The following is a 19,924-nucleotide window of genomic DNA, read 5'->3' as shown; positions in this document are numbered from 1 at the left end:
AGACCGTTCATTGTCAGGCTTCTGCCACACTACGTTGCGAGCACTCTTTATGGATACATTGCAAGGTGGCAGCCTGCGCCAGCTGACCTCTTAATGAGAATATCTCCGTATGCATCTCTTTCACTTTCGAGCTAAGGTCGAAATAATCCTTCAACACTTTTTCCAACTGCTGCATCAGAAAAGTATATTGGTCTTTCACCAGTTCGCTGAACTCTTTTACTTCTTGCGCCATTACTTTGCGCTTTTTGCGGTTACTGCCCAGAAAGGGCAGGATTGTCATAATGATCTCTATGATTTTATCAAGCATTTTAATAAATTGAAAATTGAGAATTGAGAATTAAAAAATAAATGTAGAAGGAAACAGAAACCGCATGGAGAGTAACTGTAGAAATCACTCCGTAATATCCATGCGGCACTGTTTTTTAAGATTAAGCTGCCGGGTCCGGAGCTTCGCCACTTCCGCCGCCATCACCGCTTCCGCCGTCTTTTCCGTCGTCGGTGCTTTCTCCGTCGCCCTTTGCTGCCAGGATGAAATCGACATTATTCTCGCCTCGGGTAGTGGCATGACTCGTATTCACCAGCTGAAGCGCCTTATCTGCTACGAAACGGACATTTACTTTGCGGATGCTGCGCACCGTGCAATCTTTCTCCTTTTCCGCCCCTTCGCTGCTCAACGTGATATGGAACGTACCCAATCCGTCAATCTTCACCTTGTCGCCCTGGGTAAGCGACAGGCGTAATTGCTCGACAAAAGCCTCAATGGCATGCTTCACGTCTCCTGCAGTGAGCGAGGAGTTCGCTTCGATGGCATCCGCCAGCTTGTTGATGTCCATCACTCTCACTGTACCCGATTTCTGGCGTACATAATACAACATCTGTGAATCGGATTGATTCACATACTTTCTGCGCTGATAGCGCTCCACTAATACATTCATACAATTAAAAAGTTAAGGTTTAAGTAATAAAATTTTCTCTATCCTTACGACATTACAAATATACGAAATATGAAAGGGAAAGTCAAGTATTTTGCTATATATTTTGTGTGTATAATGAAATAAAATAAGAAAATGATTTCTGCTATATATTGTAATATAAAATTGTATGTTATTAGTGTAATTGTTTCTTATTTAGCATGTTTCAGCATATACTCTAACGGAGGGACATATTCGGTGATCTTGGTCATTTCCGGATTATGTCTGAAATAGACGTTTCCTGTCTCTCCGTTGCGTTGCTTGGCTATGATGACTACTCCCAGGCCTTCGGTGGGATAACCACTTTCCCGGTCGGTCGTTACCCTTGCAAGGGCGGGACGGTAGAGCAGCATGACGACGTCTGCATCCTGTTCAATGGCTCCGCTCTCGCGGAGATGGGCCAGTTCGGGCCGGCCGGCAGGGCGGTTTTCCGATTCGCGGTTTAGCTGGCTAAGCAGTACGACCGGTACATTCAGTTCTTTGGCTAGCAATTTTGCCTTGCGGGTGGCTTGTGCCACTTCCTGTTCGCGGTTGCGGTTGTTTTGACCGGTTGTCATGTCGCAGAGTTGCAGGTAGTCGATAATAATAGCATCGCACGCATGTTGGCTTTGCAGCAGTCGCGCGCTGGAACGTATATGTTCCATGTTGACCGATGTGCTGTCGTCTACGTGTATCGGTAGGCGTTTGAGGTCAGCGGCTGTTGTGCGTGCCTCTACGAGTTCCTGTTGGCTGACGGTTCCCGATCGCCAATAGCGGGCACTGATTTCGCTGGTCGCTGTCAGCCATCGGTCTGCTAGTCGTTCTCCTTGCATCTCGAGGCTGTAGACAGCTACGGCATACCCTGCCATTGCTGCGCTTCGTGCCATGTGTAGTGCGAATGCCGTTTTTCCTACGCTGGGACGGGCGGCGACCACCACCAACTCGCCTTTCTGTAGTCCGGACGTCATGCGGTCCAGATCCGCCAGTCCGGTAGGGAGGCCGGTCACTCCGTTTTTGTTGTTGGCGATACGTCCTTCGGCTTCTACCATGGTGGCGGTCATTAGTTCATCCATGTCGCGCATGTGGTTGTTATGGCCGAATTCGCCTTCCAGACGGTCGAGCAGGTTATGTGCGTCTACCAGTGAGTCGTCGATATCCATCGTTTCGTCTAGCGAACAGGCGAGGAGTTTGTTGAACCCCAGAATCATTTCGCGTCGCAGATATTTCTCGTGTACGATCTGCGCATGATATTCAAGATGGGCGGAGGTTGCCACCTTGCTGCTCAATTGGGTGATGCCGAACGGTCCGCCCGCCTCTTCGAGCTTTCCACGGTGGGAAAGCTCTTCTTTTACGGTGAGGATGTCTATCTTTATTCCTGCATGATACATGGCCAGTATGGCGGCATAGATAACCTGATGGCGCAGGACGTAGAACATTTCGGGACGCAGCTTGTCGGCTACCAGTGGTATGGCTCCCTGCTCTATCAGGCAGGCGCCGATGATGGCTTCTTCTATTTCGGGAGCCTGTGGTGAAACTCTGTTTTCGGTATTCATAGGATCAGTATTCGTTAAGAAAAGCTTTGTTGGATAAATAGCTGGCGGCATGGAAAAGGAAATTGATGTTCGTTTGGTGGAAATAATATTCCTCTATCCTGTCGATGGCGAGTTGTTGTTCCTTGTCGCTCAACTTTTTCCATTCGCGTTGTGCTTTGGCGATATTCTCTTTGGGGAGCTGCGTGATGCTGTGGAATTCATTCCAGAACAGGTGGAACTGTTCGTTGACGGTTTTCTTTTTCTGCTTGTCGCTGTCGGGAACTCCCACCCACTTGTCGTATTCGGTGACACGGATATGCAGGGAGGAATTGTTGGGGTGGGGGATGATTTCTATAATTCCCAGCGTGGCAAGCTCGTGTATGAACCGGAAGGCTTTTCCGACAGACCAGTGGAAGATGTGGCTCCAGTCACGATAACTAAATAGGCTTTCGCCTCTTTTGCACAAGCAGTCTTTGTTCTGTCGGTCGTTATAGAGTGTATCCGAATAGTTGACTTTCATCAGGATTTTCAGGAGTGCTTCTAGTTCTCCTTCTTGCATGTGCAGGTCTTCTATCTGCTGCTGTACTAAGGCTTTAGGGATAATGAGAAAACCTTGTTTCAGCATGGCTTGGAAATTGATTTTTTTCATTGGGTATTATTTAAATTTTCTGTAAAAGTACGCTGTTTCCGTGCGGTTTGCAAGGGGTGTGCCTGTTTGTGGACGGGTGTGGACGAAGAAGAATAGTTGTGGTACGTAAGTTGTTGTATTTTTGTTTTCTTTCATGGGGCGAAGAAGTGATCGGGAGATGAAATGGATGCTCTGTTTGTGTTTGATAGAGCTTCTGCCGGAGATAGACAGAGCCTTCGTTAGGGGGATTCGGAGGCTCTGTTTGGAATGAAAAAAACGGTCATTTTGCCGAACGCTTTGTGGAACGCTTTTTTCTTTCGGTAAATAGCTGTATAAATGATAGTTATCTTCTTATCTGAAAAAAGTGGTGAACGCAAAGTGGAATACATAATAAACAATAAAAAGATAAATGATATATTTAAAAATATATAGTTCGATTTTCCTTTTATTCCTTGTCGATGTTTTCGTTTTCTACTACGTAATTAAACGTTTGTCGGCAGGTCGATGTGGGGAGGTCCCCAATGACGGTAAAGGATTAGTTGCATTTCGGGACTGATGTCGATTGTTTGGCAGGTGTAATACGCGGCAGCCAGTTGTTCATTCAACGTCTTGTCTGCTTTGATGCGTTTGCGCATTTTTTTGCTGGCGGAAGAGGCGTTTGCCAGATCAGGAAAATATTCTTTCGCCAACTCGGAGAAATACTTGAATCCATTGATGCTGTAGTGTTCGACAGCTGGTTCATTGTTGTTCATAACTTTGTTGTTTTTTAGTAATTAAAAGAGTTATTTGTTTAAAAAACTGCGCAAATGTATGAAAATAAATTTGATAGATAATGTGAATATTTCAGTTTTTAACTTTATAATTTTATGTATGTAAATTTTTGTATATATATTTTCGTATTTTACTAAAGTAAATTGTGGGAATGGTAAATATTAATTATTAAATTATTTTTTAATGAAGAAGGAAAGTTTTACTTCGTTTATGAAGCAAGTGGCTGTTGATTTGCAGCAGAGTGGGAATTTAGGGACTGCTCATGTATATAGAAGTAGTTTGAATGCGATTCTTACTTTTCAGGGTTCCGGTTGTTTGTCGTTCCGGGAAATAACTCCGGAGTGGCTGAAGCATTTTGAGGGTAGCCTTCGGGCTCGTGGGTGTAGCTGGAACACGGTGTCTACATATCTTCGCACGTTGCGTGCGGTTTACAATCGTGCTGTCGATCTTCGGAAGGCGCCTTATGTGCCACATTTGTTTCGCTCCGTATATACAGGTACGCGGGCGGACCGTCGCCGGGCATTGGATGCGGAGGATATGAAGAAGGTATTTGCCCGTCTGTTGCAGTCGGATGCGGTTACTTCTGCCATGAGGAGTGCGCAGGAGTTGTTCATTCTTATGTTCCTGCTCCGGGGATTGCCTTTTGTCGATTTGGCTTATCTGCGTAAGAGTGATCTCCGGGGGAATGTGATTAGTTATCGTCGTCGTAAAACGGGGCGTCCGCTGTCTGTGACGTTGACCTCGGAAGCGATGTTTCTTTTACGGAAGTATAGGAGCCGCGAGGAGCAGTCGCCCTATTTATTCCCGATTCTTCACAGTGACGAAGGTTCGCCAATGGCGTATAAGGAATATCAACTGGCTCTGCGCAATTTTAACTATCAGTTGGAACTGGTGGGAAAGCTGCTTGGACTCAAAGATCGGTTGAGCTCATATACCGCACGTCATACTTGGGCGACCACTGCGTATTATTGCGAAATTCATCCGGGCATTATTTCCGAAGCAATGGGACATTCGTCTATCACTGTAACAGAAACTTATTTGAAACCTTTCCGGAGTAGGAAAATTGATGAAGCAAATAAACAGGTGATCGACTTTGTAAAACGCTCGGTGATAGGTACAAGTGCTTGATTTTTACTCTGTTACTTCGTAGGTAACGGGTTGAAATATCGGTGCAAATATGAGCATATTTCTTAAAACAACCAAACGAAATCATACATTTTTTCTAATAAACTACTCAAAAGAGGAATTAAACAAATAAAACACACGGATTCTTTGTATTAGGACTTTGTTAACTTCTAAATTTTGCAAAAGATTTCCCTCCCTCTACTGCCTTTCAGAAGCAGGGGTAAAAATGTTTCATTGCTTATCGTCTCATTTTTCAGTATTGACTACTCCAAAAGAGCAGGTACAAAGGTTTATCCGTTACCTACGAAGTAACGGGCGGCTATTATTGAAACTTAGTGTTTAATAATATATTATTAATGTAATTTTTAAGTAGTTATGAAGAAAAAATTTGTTAGGGTAATGCTTTTTGGGGCATTGACGCTTACAGTCAGTACAGCAGTAACGAGCTGTAAGGATTATGATGATGACATTAAAGGCTTGCAGGAGCAGGTTGATAAGATCACATCTGCTAGTCCTGTAAGCACGGAAGACATGAATGCAGCTGTTGATAAGGCGAGCAAGGAATTGAAAGAACAATTGGCCAAACTGGAAAAACTGGTGAATGATCCTTCGTCTGAAACTTCGTTGACACAGCAGATTGCTGATTTGCAGGAAGCTCTGAAAACAGCAGTAGGTGAGAATGCAAAAGATTTGGCTGGTAAACTGGCTACAGCTCAAAATGATTTGGCCGCTTTGAAGAAGGCTTTAGGAGATGATGATTACATCAATGGACTGAAAAAAAAGATCACCGACCTCGAAACTGCTAAATCTACTTTGCAGACTTTGATCGATGCCGAAGCTGCTTATCAGAATAATAAGGATATTAGTGGCTATAAAAATACCGGTTTTGATGCTTATCTGAATCAGGAGATTTTGAATGCTATCGGCAAAGAGGGTAGTATTGCTCTTTATGTGGATAAAGTTGTGAAAACGGCTGTCGGTACAGTGCTTGCAGACGTCAATAAGTATCTTTCTGAAAACTTTAAGGAAAATGCGGATCTTGCTGCTTTTGTGAAAGAAGTAAATGAAACGCTTTTCTCTAAAGAGTATAAAGCTCAAATGGATAAGCTGAATCTGTTGTTGGCAGCTATCGATAAAGCTGTAGGAGATGGCTCAACTTATGAGGATTATGCAGCTGTCATCAAACAGATTGATGAAACAAAACAACAATTGGCAGGATTGGAATTGCCTTCGGGTGAGGGGGTTACCTTTAATTCAGCTGTTAAAGATATTATCCAAAGAGAATCTGAAGGTAATGCCGGTATTATAAAAGGTCTGGAAGAAAAACTACAGAAAGAAATTGATGCTATCAAAGGCATGATTCAGAGCATTGTGTATGTACCGGAATATGCAGATGGACAGGTGTTGTTTAATACTTACTATATGCAGTTTGATGATAAGAAAGAAGATTGGAAACCTGTAGTCAATGTGGACGAAGTAACAGTGAAATTCCGTGTATCACCTTCTGCTGTGGTAGCTGATTTGGTTGCTAACTTCGGCGAGGAAAACGCAAAATATGATATTGCCGTAGATTGCCAGAAAGTGAAAACACGTGCTTTAAACGATCCGTTCAAGATAAAAGGAATCAAAACTGTAGAAGGAGAATCTAACTTGATTGAAGTGACGTTGGATGCCAGTGCGGTAAGTCATAGTTATGCTGTAGCTCTGACTGTAAAAGACAAGGTTGCTACAGATAAGAAAACGTTGAATGATGTTTCTTCAAACTATTTTGCTGCTGTGAAGAGTGATTTGTATATCAGCAAGGTAGAATGGGCATCTGCAAATGGTGCAGTAGCAACAGTGAAGAAAGGTGCTACTATTGACTATATGGAAAACGATGGAGATACAAAGGTTTCTGATTACGAGTTAACTGTGAATACATCAATAGATGGTAGTGGAAGGGTTAGCGGTACTTCTTCCACAAAGACTTTGGCTGAACTAGGCATCTCGGATAAATATTTCAAGGTGGCATTTGCATTTACAGACAAGGCTACAGCTGAAAAATCCTTTGAATTAAAAGAAGCAACTGGTGTTCTGACAGCTAAAGGAGATGCAGGAAGCAAAGCTACTGTGAAATCTACCGTAACAGTGACGGATCCTGCAACAGCCGGAGATAAAAAACCTGTGACAAAAGAATATACAGCTAAGGAATATACGGAAGTTAAAATCGTCAGCGAAGGAGAGGCACAAATTATTACACTTAAATCAACAGAGTCTATTTTGTGGAATGCTATAGAAAAGCCTTATGATATTACTACTATTGGTGCCGACGGTGTAGATAAGGTTATAGCTGCAATAAAGAATGCGTTGAATATGAAAGTAACGGATAAATTCAGCTCTTGTACCTTTGATGCTGTTGCGCAAGACCAGACAATTAAGTTGGGTTCTAATAGCGGTGGTGAACTTGCTTTAATTATTCCTAAAGAAACAACTTGTGCGCCTACTGATATTACTACGAAGATTACTAATGGTGATTATACAGTAGATGTAACAGTGAAGGGCGTAACCGTAACTCTTCCTGATGCAGAAAATAAAGCATTTAAATTGGTAGCTAATACTTATACAGACGGAACATTGCTTATTAATTTAGGTAAAGATGTTAATGGTAAGGTAAATGCAGTAACAGCCTCCAGAAGCTTGAAAGAACTTTATACAAACTACGATAAAGTATATGAAAATTTGGTTACGACTGTCGGTGGTACAATGGAGTTTGCTCTTGCTGATGATGTTCAAAAAGATGCTGCTCCGGAAGAACGTAAAGGTGTAAAAGTTGACAAAGACGGTACTGTTACAGTGTCTAACGATTACGATGGCAAACCTATCAAAGTCACACTGGAGGGAAAATGTGGTAAGGAGAAAATATTCGCCATAACTATTCCAGTTGTAATTCCTGCTAATGAGTTGAACGGAACATTCGGCTATAAAGATGCAAAAAATACCAAATTTGAGTATGACGTGAAAAACGCGACTGCAAGAACAAATGGTCTTGATTTGACAACTGCATTTGTTTGGAAAGATGGAGATAAGAAAAACGTATGGCCTACAGCTGATAATGATACCTATGGCAGCAATAACGCTATGGATATCTATAATTTCTCTATCGTGTATTCTCTTTCAGGAAAAGATGCATCCTCTTTTGAAGTGCCTACTATTTCTGACAGTAAACTCAAATTGATTAAATCAATAGCTGAAACAAGTACGATCAAGAGTACGATGGAAGTTGTTGTGACAGCTACTCCTACCTCTCCTTGGGGTAGCATGGTTGGTCAGGCTAAGTCGATAACAGTCACTGTTCCGACTTGGGTAGACAAACAATAATAACCTGCTAATTAATCAGATAACAATATCTCCCGTAACTTATAGGTTCTTCTAATAAAAGGAACGGGAGATATTAATCTCTGGTGATAGATAAACCCTTCTTCACCACGCTGGTGAAGAATACGTCAAGAAGTAACAGATGGAAGGCATTAGCTTGTGAAAGTCAGTCCTCCCCTTTCTGTACTTCTTTTAGAAAGGGATGCCGCCCTAATTTCCCACTGGCATCCCTTTTATCTTTACTCTGAATGTATCTCCCTATATTATGCTAGTACGTTATTTTTTTAATACTAGTACCCCATTTCCCTATAGATTAAGGAGATGCTTTGAGAGAATACGGAAAGCCCGGGCTTGCGAAAGTCCGGGCTTTTCAATCTTTAAGAAGAAATCTTAGTTGTAGATTATCGCACGATAATTACCAAACACCCATTCTTGCTATTTTACGTCCTCACATACCACCATGAAAATATCGGCATATCCTTCCTGAAGAAGAAAATGTATGATGATTTGCTATAGGAGAAATTGTGTTACCTTTGTATCTACAATTAATGAAAGGAGGTAATGAGATGGCAAGACCAATAAGAGAAACCCCAATATTGTTTGGAGAGGATGCTCGTCGGTTTGAAGAAAAGATGAAAAGTCCACGTAAAGTGTCGAAAGAGGAGCGGGAACGTAGACGCAAAAATTATGAGCTCGTTATGAAAGCGGCAACCAATTTTAAATGATTGGATAATAGGTGTACAAATAGACTTTTCTAAATTCCGCATTAGTCGGATGGAAGAAGGTGAAAAAATAGAAGAATCGTTCAATTGCGGTGATGCCGACTTGAACGATTTTATTTTGCATGAGGCTTCGTTTTATCGGGAGGCATTACTGGCAGTGTCTTACATCGCTAAAGTTGATGATAGGATAATAGCATATTTCAGTTTGGCTAATGACCGTGTTTCGTTAGGGGATTTTGAGAATAAGACAGAATTTAATAGGTTTCGTAAGCATCGTTTTGTTAATGATAAGCGTTTGAAAAGTTGTCCCGCTGTGAAAATATGCCGTTTTGCTGTTGATGTTGCTTATTCTGGTACAGGTATCGGTACAGTATTGATGGATTTTATAAAAGACTATTTTATCGAGAACAATAAAACTGGATGTCGTTTCATTACTGTGGATGCATATTTAAACGCTATTCCATTTTATGAGAAAAATAATTTTAGTCTGCTGCTTCCAAATGATGATGATAAACATATTCGTTTGTTGTATTATGATTTGAAAGAAGAATAGACAATAATCAAACAAAAAGGCGACCCGTACCTAACGAGTCGCCTTTTCTGTATAGTGCATTTGAATATATATGAACTTTAAACTTCTTCGCACACCGCCATTTTCATGCCTTGATAGACAACAATAATTTTGTGCAGCGTCGTTGTTCCGATTGCTTTTTGCACCGTTTCGCTGGCGGCATAGCGGTTGGCTTGTGTGATGGCTTCCTGGCGGAGTTGCTCTACTTTTTCATCGTTATCCTTTCCTTTGGCATATTTCAGTTCTATAATGTATGAATGAAGCATATCTTTGTAAATATCCAATAAAGGAAACATGAAGATATCGGCATATCCTTCCTGATTTTCCTGCTCGGAAATAGGACGATAGAAACGGTTTTGTACAGTCATAGCCAGTGTAAATCCATGTACGTATGCTTCGCCCTTTTGTTTGTCACGTTGGGAAGAGTAGCGGTGCAGGCATTCGGCGATATAGTTGAAATAGGCTTTCCAGTCGCCACGATAAGCCATGGCAGATGCCAGTTTTCCTTTTTCCCAATTATCGAAACGGAGATCTGCTTCGTTGTATGTATCTAATAAGTAACTGTACAACTGTTCACGTACTACTTGGTTGGGAATGGTCAACTTCGTTTCTCCTTCTAACGTTCCGCTGATAGTCAACATGCCGAAATAGAACAGTAGGCTGACAAAATTATCCGGTTCTGCAACAGTCTCGGCTGGGAAGCCCGTTTTTAGCTCACCAGTGATATATCCCTGTTTTATTAATGTTTGAATAGTCGAGGCATCATGGGTGAATTCTTTATCCTTGCGGATGAGCATTCGTAGTTTGTTATAATCTACGCGGATATTCTCTTCTACCATATTGCGAGGCATATATCCTTCATTACGAATGTAGTTATCTACAAAGTAAAGCACCATATTGGAATTGTACATGGTGGTATTTCCGTAACTTTGCTCTGAAAAGCAGTAATTGTCATACCAAGGCTTCATTGCTTCTATCAGCTCGTCGATAGAGTGATGGAACTCGCAGGTAGTGGCGTAATAATCCAGCATTGCGCGCACTTCTTCTTCGTTAAATCCGGTCATTTCATTAAATTCCGGGGAAAGTGAATAGTTGGTGCCGATATTGAATCCGCTAGTCAGATCGTCCATCGTGACGGGGCTGACACCTGTTACGAAACAACGTTTGATCGTGGAGTCTGTACCGGCTTTCACTGTATCGAAGAAACTGCGTAAATAACCGGTCCCATGTGTTTCGCTCTTATAATCTTCCAGGCAGGAAGGTTCGGATAAGATTTTGTTTGTAAAGTGATCGTATTCATCAATGAACAGATAAATCTGTTGATTGGTCTTGACGCATTCTTTATATAAATAGTCCAGTTGCTCTACGGCTCCCTTTTTCTTATTCATCTCTTCTTTTATCCCTTCGGGAAGATATTGGGCGTAAACATCGCAGAAGAAGTTGAATTCTGTGTTGCAATGCGCGTCTAATGATTCACGGTAACTTTTCAATTCCGCATTAACTACGGCAAAGTTGAGGTAAATGATGAGATATGAATTGCGTTCGGGAGTGGGATGCTTGCCTATATATAAGTCGCCATACCATTTCTCGAACTTATCAGCTTCGAGTATATTATAATAATGTCGGAGCATGGAAATCGTTAAACTCTTCCCGAATCTGCGTGGACGAATGTAAAAGAAATACTTATTCGCATTCTCTATGAGCGGGATATAATGTGTCTTGTCCACGTAGTAACAGTCGTCTTCGCGGACATCGATGAAGTTCATCATTCCATAAGGAATACGTTTGCGCTTTACTGGTTGATTCATGCCTCTTTCATTTTCTCACAAAAGTAACAATAAAAAATGAATCTTGATGGATGGACGGAAGCTTTTTAAAATAGGAATCAATTTCAGTGCGGAAATCCGTAATCTTGAAAAATGGATAGTTGAAGAAAAATAGAATAAACAAAAAGGCGACCCGTACCTAACGAGCCGCCTTTTCTGTCTATTTGATTTCGATTTCTTCCTTCATATCGATTTCCTCTCCATGTGTATCATAGAACACATATTGCAGGAATGCGAGTTTCTGACTTGGAATAATCTTAATTCCGAATCCATATTTCATTTGCCACTTCCGTTTCAGGGAAACGAGTCCCTGATTGATGTAGGCGGCAACATACGGATGGACGTGTAACGAGAATTTCTTAACCTTCAGTTTATTGACCAGGTAATCAATTTTACTCTCCAAAGTGTCCGTAAAGAGAATGGACGATTTGATGGTGCCTTTGCCGAAGCAAGTAGGACAGATTTCGGTCGTGTTGACGTCCATTGCCGGACGCACACGTTGGCGTGTAATCTGCATTAGCCCGAATTTGCTAAGCGGCAGAATATTATGCCGTGCCCTGTCTTTCTGCATATTGGCACACATTCGTTCATAAAGCTTTTGACGGTTTTCGGCTTCATTCATATCAATGAAGTCGACGACAATGATACCACCCATATCTCTTAATCGCAGTTGGCGGGCCAGCTCGTCGGCGGCTCCCAGATTTACTTCGAGTGCGTTACCTTCCTGCCCGTTGGCATTCTTGGTGCGGTTGCCGCTGTTCACGTCTACTACGTGAAGCGCCTCAGTGTGCTCAATAATCAGATAGGCACCACTCTTGTAAGAGATTGTTTTACCAAACGATGATTTAATCTGCTTGGTGATACCGAAATTGTCGTAAATGGGAAGTTGGCCTTTGTACAGTTTCACGATATTAGCCCGGTCGGGCGCAATCAGTGATACGTAATCTTTAATTTCATTGTACACAGCCTCGTCGTTGACGTGAATATTCTCAAATGATGGGTTGAAGAGGTCGCGCAACAAACCTACGGCGCGGCTGGTTTCTTCATAAATCAACGTCGGGTACTTGGTGGCTTTTTGTACTTTTACCATCGCATCTTCCCAATGCTTAACCAAGACTTTAAGCTCTCCGTCGAGTTCGGCTACGCGTTTGCCTTCGGCTACCGTGCGGACAATGACACCGAAGTTTTTCGGCTTGATGCTCATCAGCAGCTGTTTCAGGCGGGCGCGTTCTTCGCTCGATTTAATTTTTTGCGATACCGAAACCTTATCATTGAAAGGGATCAGTACGAGATAGCGTCCGGCAAACGAAATTTCGGACGTCAGTCGCGGCCCCTTAGTGGAGATCGGTTCCTTAACGATTTGCACCACTACTTCTTGTCCTACCTTGAGTGTGTTGGATACAGTTCCATCCTTGTCAAGGTCGGGAAGCAGGGTTGCTTTGCTGATGGAGGTCAGCTTCTTTTTGTCGCTTAAAGTCTGCTTTACAAACTTTTCGAGTGAGTTAAATTGAGGACCCAAGTCCAGATAATGAAGGAAAGCGTCTTTCTCGTAACCGACGTCTACAAAGCATGCATTGAGTCCGGGCATCAATTTCTTGATACGTCCCAAATACATATTGCCCACAGAGAAAGAAATATTTCTTCCTTCGCTTTGAAGTTCCACCAGGCTCTTATCTTCGAGAAGGGCGATGGAGACCTCTTTGGGCTGTACGTCAACTACTAGTTCACTTGTCACTGTTTGTTTCCTTATTATTGATTGAATCTCATTTATATGAACAACTTTTTTTACAAAATGTTCATTTTGGGTTAGCTACTTAAACAAAGAACAAACTTGAAAGACATTGGCTTCGCAAGTTTGTTCTTTATTTCTGTGTGATCCAGACTTAAAAATTATTTTTTGCTTTTATGTCTGTTCTTTCTTAGTCTTTTTTTACGCTTGTGCGTAGACATTTTATGTCTTTTTTTCTTTTTTCCGCTTGGCATAGCTTCACATTTTATGGGTTAATACTCTTGTTTATTATTTCTTTACTGAAATTGTAAATGTCTTAGCCGGTTTGAAAGCCGGAATGTTGTGCTCCGGAATAATAATCGTAGTATTTTTAGAAATGTTGCGAGCAGTCTTCTGTGCTCTTTTCTTTACTACGAAACTACCAAACCCACGCAGGTATACATTCTCATCATTAGACAGCGAATCCTTTACTGCATCCATAAATGCTTCAACTGTTGTAAGAACTGTCTGCTTGTCAATCCCAGTTTTCTTTGTAATCTCGTTTACAATATCTGCTTTAGTCATTTTTCCTTAAAAAAAATATTATTACTATGTTATTGCTAATTTTTTGGACTGCAAATATATAGCTTTTTAAGCTCCTAAAAAAATATATTCTGCACATTTTTCTAAAAAAATAGTGGCATAGGGTTTTCTTAGAGCTAAAAGAGTTACTTTTGTGTGCCTTTTGAGTAGGATATACAAGATAAATGTTAGATAATACATTAGTAGAGAGGATATGAACGAGTTTACGAAAACGATTGTAGAGTGGTATGAAGAGAATAAACGTGAATTGCCTTGGAGGGAGTCTGCCGATCCGTATTTGATCTGGATTTCGGAGATTATTCTTCAACAGACGCGGGTGGCGCAGGGGTATGATTATTTTCTTCGCTTTATCAAGCGTTTTCCCGATGTACAGACTTTGGCCGCTGCGGATGAGGATGAGGTGATGAAGTATTGGCAGGGGTTGGGGTATTATTCGCGTGCCCGCAATCTTCATGCCGCCGCCAAAAGCATGAATGGTGTTTTCCCGAAAACATATCCGGAAGTGCTGGCTCTGAAAGGAGTGGGGGAGTACACGGCGGCGGCTATCTGTTCGTTTGCTTACGGCATGCCCTATGCGGTGGTGGATGGCAATGTGTATCGGGTGCTTTCACGTTATTTCGGTATAGATACTCCGATTGATTCGACGGAGGGAAAGAAACTTTTTGCAGCATTGGCAGACGAGATGTTGGATAAAAAGCATCCGGCTGTTTATAATCAGGGGATAATGGATTTCGGAGCAATTCAGTGTACTCCGCAGTCGCCCAACTGTTTGTTCTGTCCGTTGGCAGGCGGTTGTTCGGCACTTTCGAAGGGGTTGGTGACAAAGCTTCCGGTGAAACAGCACAAAACAAAGACTACCAACCGTTACTTCAATTATATTTATGTACGTGCGGGCGCGTATACCTTTATAAATAAACGGACAGGAAATGATATTTGGAAGAATTTGTTCGAATTGCCATTGATAGAAACTCCGACGGCTCTTTCGGAGGAAGAGTTTCTTGCTTTGCCGGAATTCCGTGCATTCTTTGCATCGGGGGAAGTGCCGGTGGTGCGTTCTGTTTGCAGGGAAGTGAAGCATGTGTTGTCTCACCGGGTGATTTATGCTAATCTGTATGAAGTAACAATCTCTGAAAATTTGGCTTCTTTCGGTGATTTCCAGAAAATAAAAGTAGAGGAACTGGAGCAGTACGCTATTTCAAAGCTGGTGCAAAACTTAATCAAGTATTAGGTATCAAGTATTAGGTATCAAGTATTAACCATCCAGTTTATGGCACAGCCTAATACTTAATACTTAAAACCTAATACTTGATTAATACCTAATACTTAAAACTTTAATACTTAAAATTCTTGCATCCTATTGTTATTCTGTTTAATTTTGGCGACAGATTTGATTTAAGAATCATAAACTTGATACATATATGTCAGTAAATAAAGTGATATTGTTAGGATACGTAGGACAAGATCCGCGGGTGAAATATTTCGATGCAGGTTCAGCGGTGGCTACTTTTTCGTTAGCTACGACGGAACGTGGATATACCTTGGCTAATGGAACCCAGATTCCCGACAGAACAGAATGGCACAATATCGTTGCATCCAACCGTTGGGCGGAAATTGTGGATAAGTATGTACGCAAAGGAGAAAGGTTGTATCTGGAAGGAAAGATAAAAACCCGTTCTTACAGTGACCAGTCTGGTGCTACGCGTTATGTTACTGAAATTTACGTCGATTATATGGAAATGTTGTCTTCGAAAGGAGCCAATTCGGGTGCGGGAGCTTCTGCTTCCGGACAGCCTGCTACGGGACAGCAGCAACAACCGGTTGCCGGCCAGCCACAACAAACGCAACAAACGCAGCAGTCGCAGGCGCAACCTGTACAAGATAATCCGGCAGATGATTTGCCGTTCTAGGATAATGTGATAGTGTGCCAATCGATTTTTTTTCTAGCTCATTGGCACATTATCTTTTGTTTAACTAAAATATAAACTCTTTGGACTCAGATGGTTATTTAAGCCAGTTGGCTGACATTTTCAACGGTATTACCGTAAACACTCCTTCTATCTCTGCTATTATTGCCATAGTGCTGGCAGGTGTGCTCCTGCTTGCTTCCGGCTTTGCTTCGGCTTCCGAAATAGCTTTTTTCTCACTTACTCCTTCCGACCGGAATGATATTGATGAACACAATCATCCTTCCGATGAAAAAATAAGTGCCCTGTTGGGTGATTCAGAACGCCTCTTGGCAACGATATTGATTACGAACAATTTTGTGAATGTGACCATTATCATGCTCTGCAACTTCTTCTTTATGAATGTGTTTGTCTTCCATTCTCCATTGGCAGAGTTCCTGATACTGACCGTCATCCTGACTTTCCTGCTGTTGTTGTTCGGTGAAATTATGCCAAAGATCTATTCGGCACAGAAAACATTAGCCTTTTGCCGTTTTTCGGCACCGGGAATTTACTTCCTGGAGAAGGTATTCCGTCCGATAGCTACTGTGCTTGTGCGTTCGACAACTTTTCTGAATAAGCATTTTGCTAAGAAGAGTCACAATATTTCTGTGGATGAACTGTCGCACGCGTTGGAACTGACGGATAAAGCGGAGCTTTCTGAAGAGAATAATATTCTGGAGGGCATTATCCGTTTCGGTGGGGAAACCGTGAAGGAGGTGATGACATCACGCCTGGATATGGTCGATTTGGATATCCGTACGTCTTTCAAGGAGGTGATGCTGTGTATCATTGAAAATGCTTATTCACGTATTCCTATCTATTCCGGTTCACGGGACAATATCAAGGGGGTGCTGTATATTAAAGATCTTCTGCCTCATGTCAATAAGGGGGATAATTTCCGTTGGCAGTCATTGATTCGCCCGGCTTATTTTGTGCCGGAGACGAAGATGATTGATGATTTGCTGCGTGACTTCCAGGCGAATAAGATTCATATTGCTATCGTTGTGGATGAGTTTGGAGGAACTTCCGGACTGGTAACGATGGAGGATATTATTGAAGAGATTGTAGGGGAAATTCACGACGAATACGATGATGAAGAGCGTACATACGTTGTTTTGAATGACCATACTTGGATATTTGAAGCGAAAACGCAGTTGACGGATTTCTATAAGATTGCAAAAGTAGACGAAGACGAATTTGAAAAGGTGGTGGGTGATGCAGATACATTGGCAGGTATGTTGCTCGAAATTAAAGGTGAATTCCCGGTGCTGCATGAGAAAGTGACGTATCACAATTATGAGTTTGAAGTGCTCGAAATGGATAGTCGCCGTATATTGAAAGTTAAGTTCACAATTCTGCCGAAGGAAGTGGAAGATGGCGTTGTTTCTGCAGTATAAGACAAATGGTATACAGTGGGCTGTCTGGAAGATGGAAGAGTCTTTGGATGCTTTATTGCTTCTTTTGCCCGGTGCGCGAAGAGCTTTCTGTGAGCAGGAATTGAATCGCTTTGTCTCCGAACGTCGTAAGATGGAATGGTTGTCGGTTCGTGTTCTGTTGTATTCCATGTTGCAGGAGGATAAGGAAATCGGTTATTCTTCGGAGGGGAAACCTTATCTCACAGATCATTCTTTTTTTATCAGTATTTCTCATACGAAAGGTTATGTGGCGGTGATGCTTGCTTCTTCGGTTCCGGTAGGCATTGACATTGAACAATATGCTCAACGGGTTCACAAGGTATCCGACCGTTATATCCGTCCTGACGAGCAAGTAGAATCTTATCTGGGAGATATAACCTGGGGGCTGTTATTGCATTGGTCGGCAAAGGAAGCTGTTTTCAAGCGGATGGAAAATGCGGATGCTGATCTTCGTAAACTCCGGTTGACGCATTTTATTCCTCAAGCGGAGGGGACGTTTCAGGTTCAGGAGTTGGCTACGGAGCAGCAAGAACTTTATTCTGTCGGTTATCGTAGCTGTCCGGACTTTGTATTGACGTGGACATTGAATTGAACGGATGAAGAAGTGTGTGAAGCTCTTTTCTCGGTGTGTTATTTCTCTTTTTTATTAAGTCGATAGCTCAATGCTCCTGACGGACATTTGCCGATTTGTGCAATTAATTCTTCTGTTGTCGCATTTTCAATTTGTACCCAGGGTCTTTCTTTTGGATGATAAACATTGGGTAGCATCTTTACACATATTCCGGCATGCTGACATAATTCAGGCTGCCACACAATGGTCAGTTCACCATTGGTATATTCAATTTTTTTTCCCATATATGTATTTATTTAATATGAATACCACGCATTACAATTCGCTTCCATTCCGGATGTTTGTGAATGTAACCGGCTACAAACGGGCAAAGCGGTACCAAGCGTAGACCTTGTCGCTCGATGTCTGCCAATGCTTTTTCTGCAAGTTGTGAGCCTACTCCCTTGCCGCCTAATGAAGCGGGTACTTCGGTATGTACAAGGTATATTTCTCCATTGTTTGATTTGATATAGTCTATTTCAGCTATTTTGCCATCGATCTGAAACTCATACCGATGTTTTTCTTCGTTGTCTATTAATTTATGATCTTCTGCCATAATTTTTACGTATTAAGTTCGATTATAACATAAACACTTGGAGAACACTTTTGTTTTACGCGAACAAATATTCTCCAAGTTTATAATCTTTCCAATTGGACTGTGAAGTGTCTCATTAAGGGAGCTTCCCAGGCGATACGTACTCCATGAGTGATGCTTTCTCTGCGTTCATATACATTTTTGAGGGCGGCAGCTATTACATTCATGTGATTGTCGGTATATACTCTGCGGGGAATGGCGAGGCGGAGTAGGTCAAGACCGTTGAAGCGGTTTTCATGGGTCACCGGATCACGGTCGGCAAGGATATAGCCGATTTCGCATCCACGGATACCGGCTTCCAGGTAAAGTTCTATGGTTAGCGTCTGCGCCGGGAATTCTTCTCGAGGAACATGTGTCAGCACTTTAGGCGCATCAATGAAGATGGCGTGTCCTCCGGCCGGGCGTTGGTAAGGGATTCCGTATTCATCCAGTTTCTTTGCCAGGTATTCCACTTGTTTGATACGTGTTTCGAGGTTGTCGAATTCGGTGTTTTCGTCCAGTCCGATGGCGAGGGCGTTCATATCCCGTCCGTTCATGCCTCCGTAGGTGAGATAGCCTTCGTATTGTACACAGAAACCTTTTGCACCTTCATACCAGTCTGCACGCCGCGTGGCAATAAATCCGCCCATATTGACGATTCCGTCTTTCTTGGCGCTCATTGTCATGCCATCGGCAAGAGAGAACATTTCCCGTGTGATTTCTTTGATAGTTTTGTCTCGGTAACCTTCTTCGCGCATTTTGATGAAGTAGGCGTTCTCGGCAAAACGTGCAGAGTCGAAAAGTACGGGTTTGCCATATTTGTCGGCAATGGCACGTATTTCGTATAAGTTTTGCATGGAGACGGGTTGTCCTCCGGCTGTATTGTTGGTGATGGTGACGATGATAAAAGGAATCCGTTCTGCGTATTCTGTGAGGGCTTTCTGTAATTTATCAGGGTCTACATTTCCTTTAAACGGTATTTCTAGTTGGGTTTGTTTGGCTGCATCGATGGTGCAGTCTAATGCGATGGCATGACGTCCCTCAATGTGTCCTTTGGTGGTGTCAAAATGCGAGTTTCCGGGCACAATGTCTCCTTCATGTACCAAATAAGAGAAAAGGACATTTTCAGCGGCACGTCCCTGATGGGTTGGTATGATGTATTCAAATCCTGTTAGTTTCGTAATCATCTCTTTCAACTTGAAGAATGAGGTCGCTCCGGCATAGCTTTCATCACCTAGCATCATTCCCGCCCATTGGCGGTCGCTCATCGCTCCGGTCCCGGAGTCGGTGATGAGATCTATATAAACTTGTTCTGATTTGAGTTGAAAGACATTATAATGTGCTTCTTTAATCCATTGCTCGCGCTCTTCACGTGTGCTTTTCCGGATGGGTTCTACCATCTTTATTTTCCATGATTCAGCAAAAGGTAATTCCATTGTCGTAGATTTAATAGTTTTGAACGACGAATGTAGCTAAAATTTGCGTGATTAGCAAATATATGATGACTTTTTGTAAATTGAGGCTGTTGTGGATGCCTCTTTGTGAAATAGTAGGAAATCGAAACATGGTGGGTGGAGATATGAAAAGAG

18 protein-coding genes are annotated in these 19,924 nt (G+C 42.2%); 7 read left to right on the top strand and 11 right to left on the bottom strand.

Annotation, left to right across the window (positions count from 1 at the left end):
• Positions 1–13 precede the first annotated feature (13 nt).
• The 5 genes from AAHJ11_RS10560 to AAHJ11_RS10540 all read right to left on the bottom strand — a co-directional run bounded on the left by AAHJ11_RS10560 (position 14) and on the right by AAHJ11_RS10540 (position 3,862).
• The gene (locus tag AAHJ11_RS10560) at positions 14–307 is read right to left on the bottom strand and encodes a hypothetical protein (protein ID WP_099147015.1); all 294 of its coding nucleotides are present in this window, start codon (positions 305–307) and stop codon (positions 14–16) included.
• Positions 308–428: 121 nt separating this feature from the next.
• Positions 429–935: an HU family DNA-binding protein gene (locus AAHJ11_RS10555; RefSeq protein WP_258981323.1), complete on the bottom strand. Its 507-nt coding sequence runs from the start codon at positions 933–935 to the stop codon at positions 429–431.
• A 188-nt stretch (positions 936–1,123) separates the two neighbouring features.
• Positions 1,124–2,503 (bottom strand): replicative DNA helicase, encoded by a 1,380-nt coding sequence (gene dnaB / locus AAHJ11_RS10550; RefSeq protein ID WP_320979091.1) that lies wholly within the window; start codon positions 2,501–2,503, stop codon positions 1,124–1,126.
• Positions 2,504–2,507: 4 nt separating this feature from the next.
• The gene (locus AAHJ11_RS10545) at positions 2,508–3,131 is read right to left on the bottom strand and encodes a hypothetical protein (RefSeq protein ID WP_320979090.1); all 624 of its coding nucleotides are present in this window, start codon (positions 3,129–3,131) and stop codon (positions 2,508–2,510) included.
• 461 nt (positions 3,132–3,592) lie between these two features.
• Entirely contained in the window at positions 3,593–3,862 is a 270-nt protein-coding gene (locus AAHJ11_RS10540) for a DUF4248 domain-containing protein (protein ID WP_099147019.1), read from the bottom strand.
• 202 nt (positions 3,863–4,064) lie between these two features.
• On the opposite strand from AAHJ11_RS10540, the gene AAHJ11_RS10535 reads away from it, so the two are divergent.
• The 3 genes from AAHJ11_RS10535 (at position 4,065) to AAHJ11_RS10525 (ending at position 9,635) form a co-directional block, all read left to right on the top strand.
• On the top strand, positions 4,065–5,009 hold the full coding sequence (locus AAHJ11_RS10535) for a tyrosine-type recombinase/integrase (protein WP_217721128.1): 945 nt from the start codon (positions 4,065–4,067) through the stop codon (positions 5,007–5,009).
• A 372-nt stretch (positions 5,010–5,381) separates the two neighbouring features.
• Complete coding sequence (locus AAHJ11_RS10530) at positions 5,382–8,363, top strand: hypothetical protein (protein WP_320982731.1); 2,982 nt, start codon at positions 5,382–5,384, stop codon at positions 8,361–8,363.
• 771 nt (positions 8,364–9,134) lie between these two features.
• The gene (locus AAHJ11_RS10525) at positions 9,135–9,635 is read left to right on the top strand and encodes a GNAT family N-acetyltransferase (protein WP_320982732.1); all 501 of its coding nucleotides are present in this window, start codon (positions 9,135–9,137) and stop codon (positions 9,633–9,635) included.
• Positions 9,636–9,712: 77 nt separating this feature from the next.
• Here AAHJ11_RS10525 and AAHJ11_RS10520 read toward each other — a convergent pair whose 3' ends face one another.
• The 3 genes from AAHJ11_RS10520 to AAHJ11_RS10510 all read right to left on the bottom strand — a co-directional run bounded on the left by AAHJ11_RS10520 (position 9,713) and on the right by AAHJ11_RS10510 (position 13,772).
• On the bottom strand, positions 9,713–11,461 hold the full coding sequence (locus AAHJ11_RS10520; RefSeq protein ID WP_217721125.1) for an ATP-binding protein: 1,749 nt from the start codon (positions 11,459–11,461) through the stop codon (positions 9,713–9,715).
• A gap of 178 nt (positions 11,462–11,639) precedes the next feature.
• On the bottom strand, positions 11,640–13,214 hold the full coding sequence (locus AAHJ11_RS10515; RefSeq protein ID WP_148364845.1) for an Rne/Rng family ribonuclease: 1,575 nt from the start codon (positions 13,212–13,214) through the stop codon (positions 11,640–11,642).
• Between the two features lie 282 nt (positions 13,215–13,496).
• Entirely contained in the window at positions 13,497–13,772 is a 276-nt protein-coding gene (locus AAHJ11_RS10510; protein WP_004300646.1) for an HU family DNA-binding protein, read from the bottom strand.
• Between the two features lie 211 nt (positions 13,773–13,983).
• On the opposite strand from AAHJ11_RS10510, the gene mutY reads away from it, so the two are divergent.
• The 4 genes from mutY (at position 13,984) to AAHJ11_RS10490 (ending at position 17,743) form a co-directional block, all read left to right on the top strand.
• Complete coding sequence (gene mutY, locus AAHJ11_RS10505) at positions 13,984–15,018, top strand: A/G-specific adenine glycosylase (protein WP_320979088.1); 1,035 nt, start codon at positions 13,984–13,986, stop codon at positions 15,016–15,018.
• A 190-nt stretch (positions 15,019–15,208) separates the two neighbouring features.
• Positions 15,209–15,697: a single-stranded DNA-binding protein gene (ssb, locus tag AAHJ11_RS10500; protein WP_320979087.1), complete on the top strand. Its 489-nt coding sequence runs from the start codon at positions 15,209–15,211 to the stop codon at positions 15,695–15,697.
• A gap of 80 nt (positions 15,698–15,777) precedes the next feature.
• The gene (locus AAHJ11_RS10495) at positions 15,778–17,133 is read left to right on the top strand and encodes a gliding motility-associated protein GldE (RefSeq protein ID WP_217721123.1); all 1,356 of its coding nucleotides are present in this window, start codon (positions 15,778–15,780) and stop codon (positions 17,131–17,133) included.
• Positions 17,111–17,743, top strand: coding sequence for a 4'-phosphopantetheinyl transferase family protein (locus AAHJ11_RS10490; RefSeq protein ID WP_320979086.1), 633 nt, complete (start codon positions 17,111–17,113; stop codon positions 17,741–17,743). Before AAHJ11_RS10495 ends, AAHJ11_RS10490 begins: the two co-directional genes overlap by 23 nt.
• 38 nt (positions 17,744–17,781) lie before the next feature.
• Here AAHJ11_RS10490 and AAHJ11_RS10485 read toward each other — a convergent pair whose 3' ends face one another.
• From AAHJ11_RS10485 to AAHJ11_RS10475, 3 genes are all read right to left on the bottom strand, one after another.
• Positions 17,782–18,006 (bottom strand): (4Fe-4S)-binding protein, encoded by a 225-nt coding sequence (locus AAHJ11_RS10485; RefSeq protein WP_004300640.1) that lies wholly within the window; start codon positions 18,004–18,006, stop codon positions 17,782–17,784.
• A gap of 8 nt (positions 18,007–18,014) precedes the next feature.
• Complete coding sequence (locus AAHJ11_RS10480) at positions 18,015–18,317, bottom strand: GNAT family N-acetyltransferase (protein WP_148364849.1); 303 nt, start codon at positions 18,315–18,317, stop codon at positions 18,015–18,017.
• Positions 18,318–18,397: 80 nt separating this feature from the next.
• Entirely contained in the window at positions 18,398–19,771 is a 1,374-nt protein-coding gene (locus AAHJ11_RS10475) for a tryptophanase (RefSeq protein ID WP_148364850.1), read from the bottom strand.
• Positions 19,772–19,924 lie beyond the last annotated feature (153 nt).

It is taken from the genome of Bacteroides sp. 90-K9/2, assembly GCF_047310725.1.
Classification (GTDB): Bacteria; Bacteroidota; Bacteroidia; order Bacteroidales; family Bacteroidaceae; genus Bacteroides; species Bacteroides vicugnae.
Note: the sequence above shows the minus strand (reverse complement) of the source record. Positions and strands in the feature narration are given on the sequence as shown.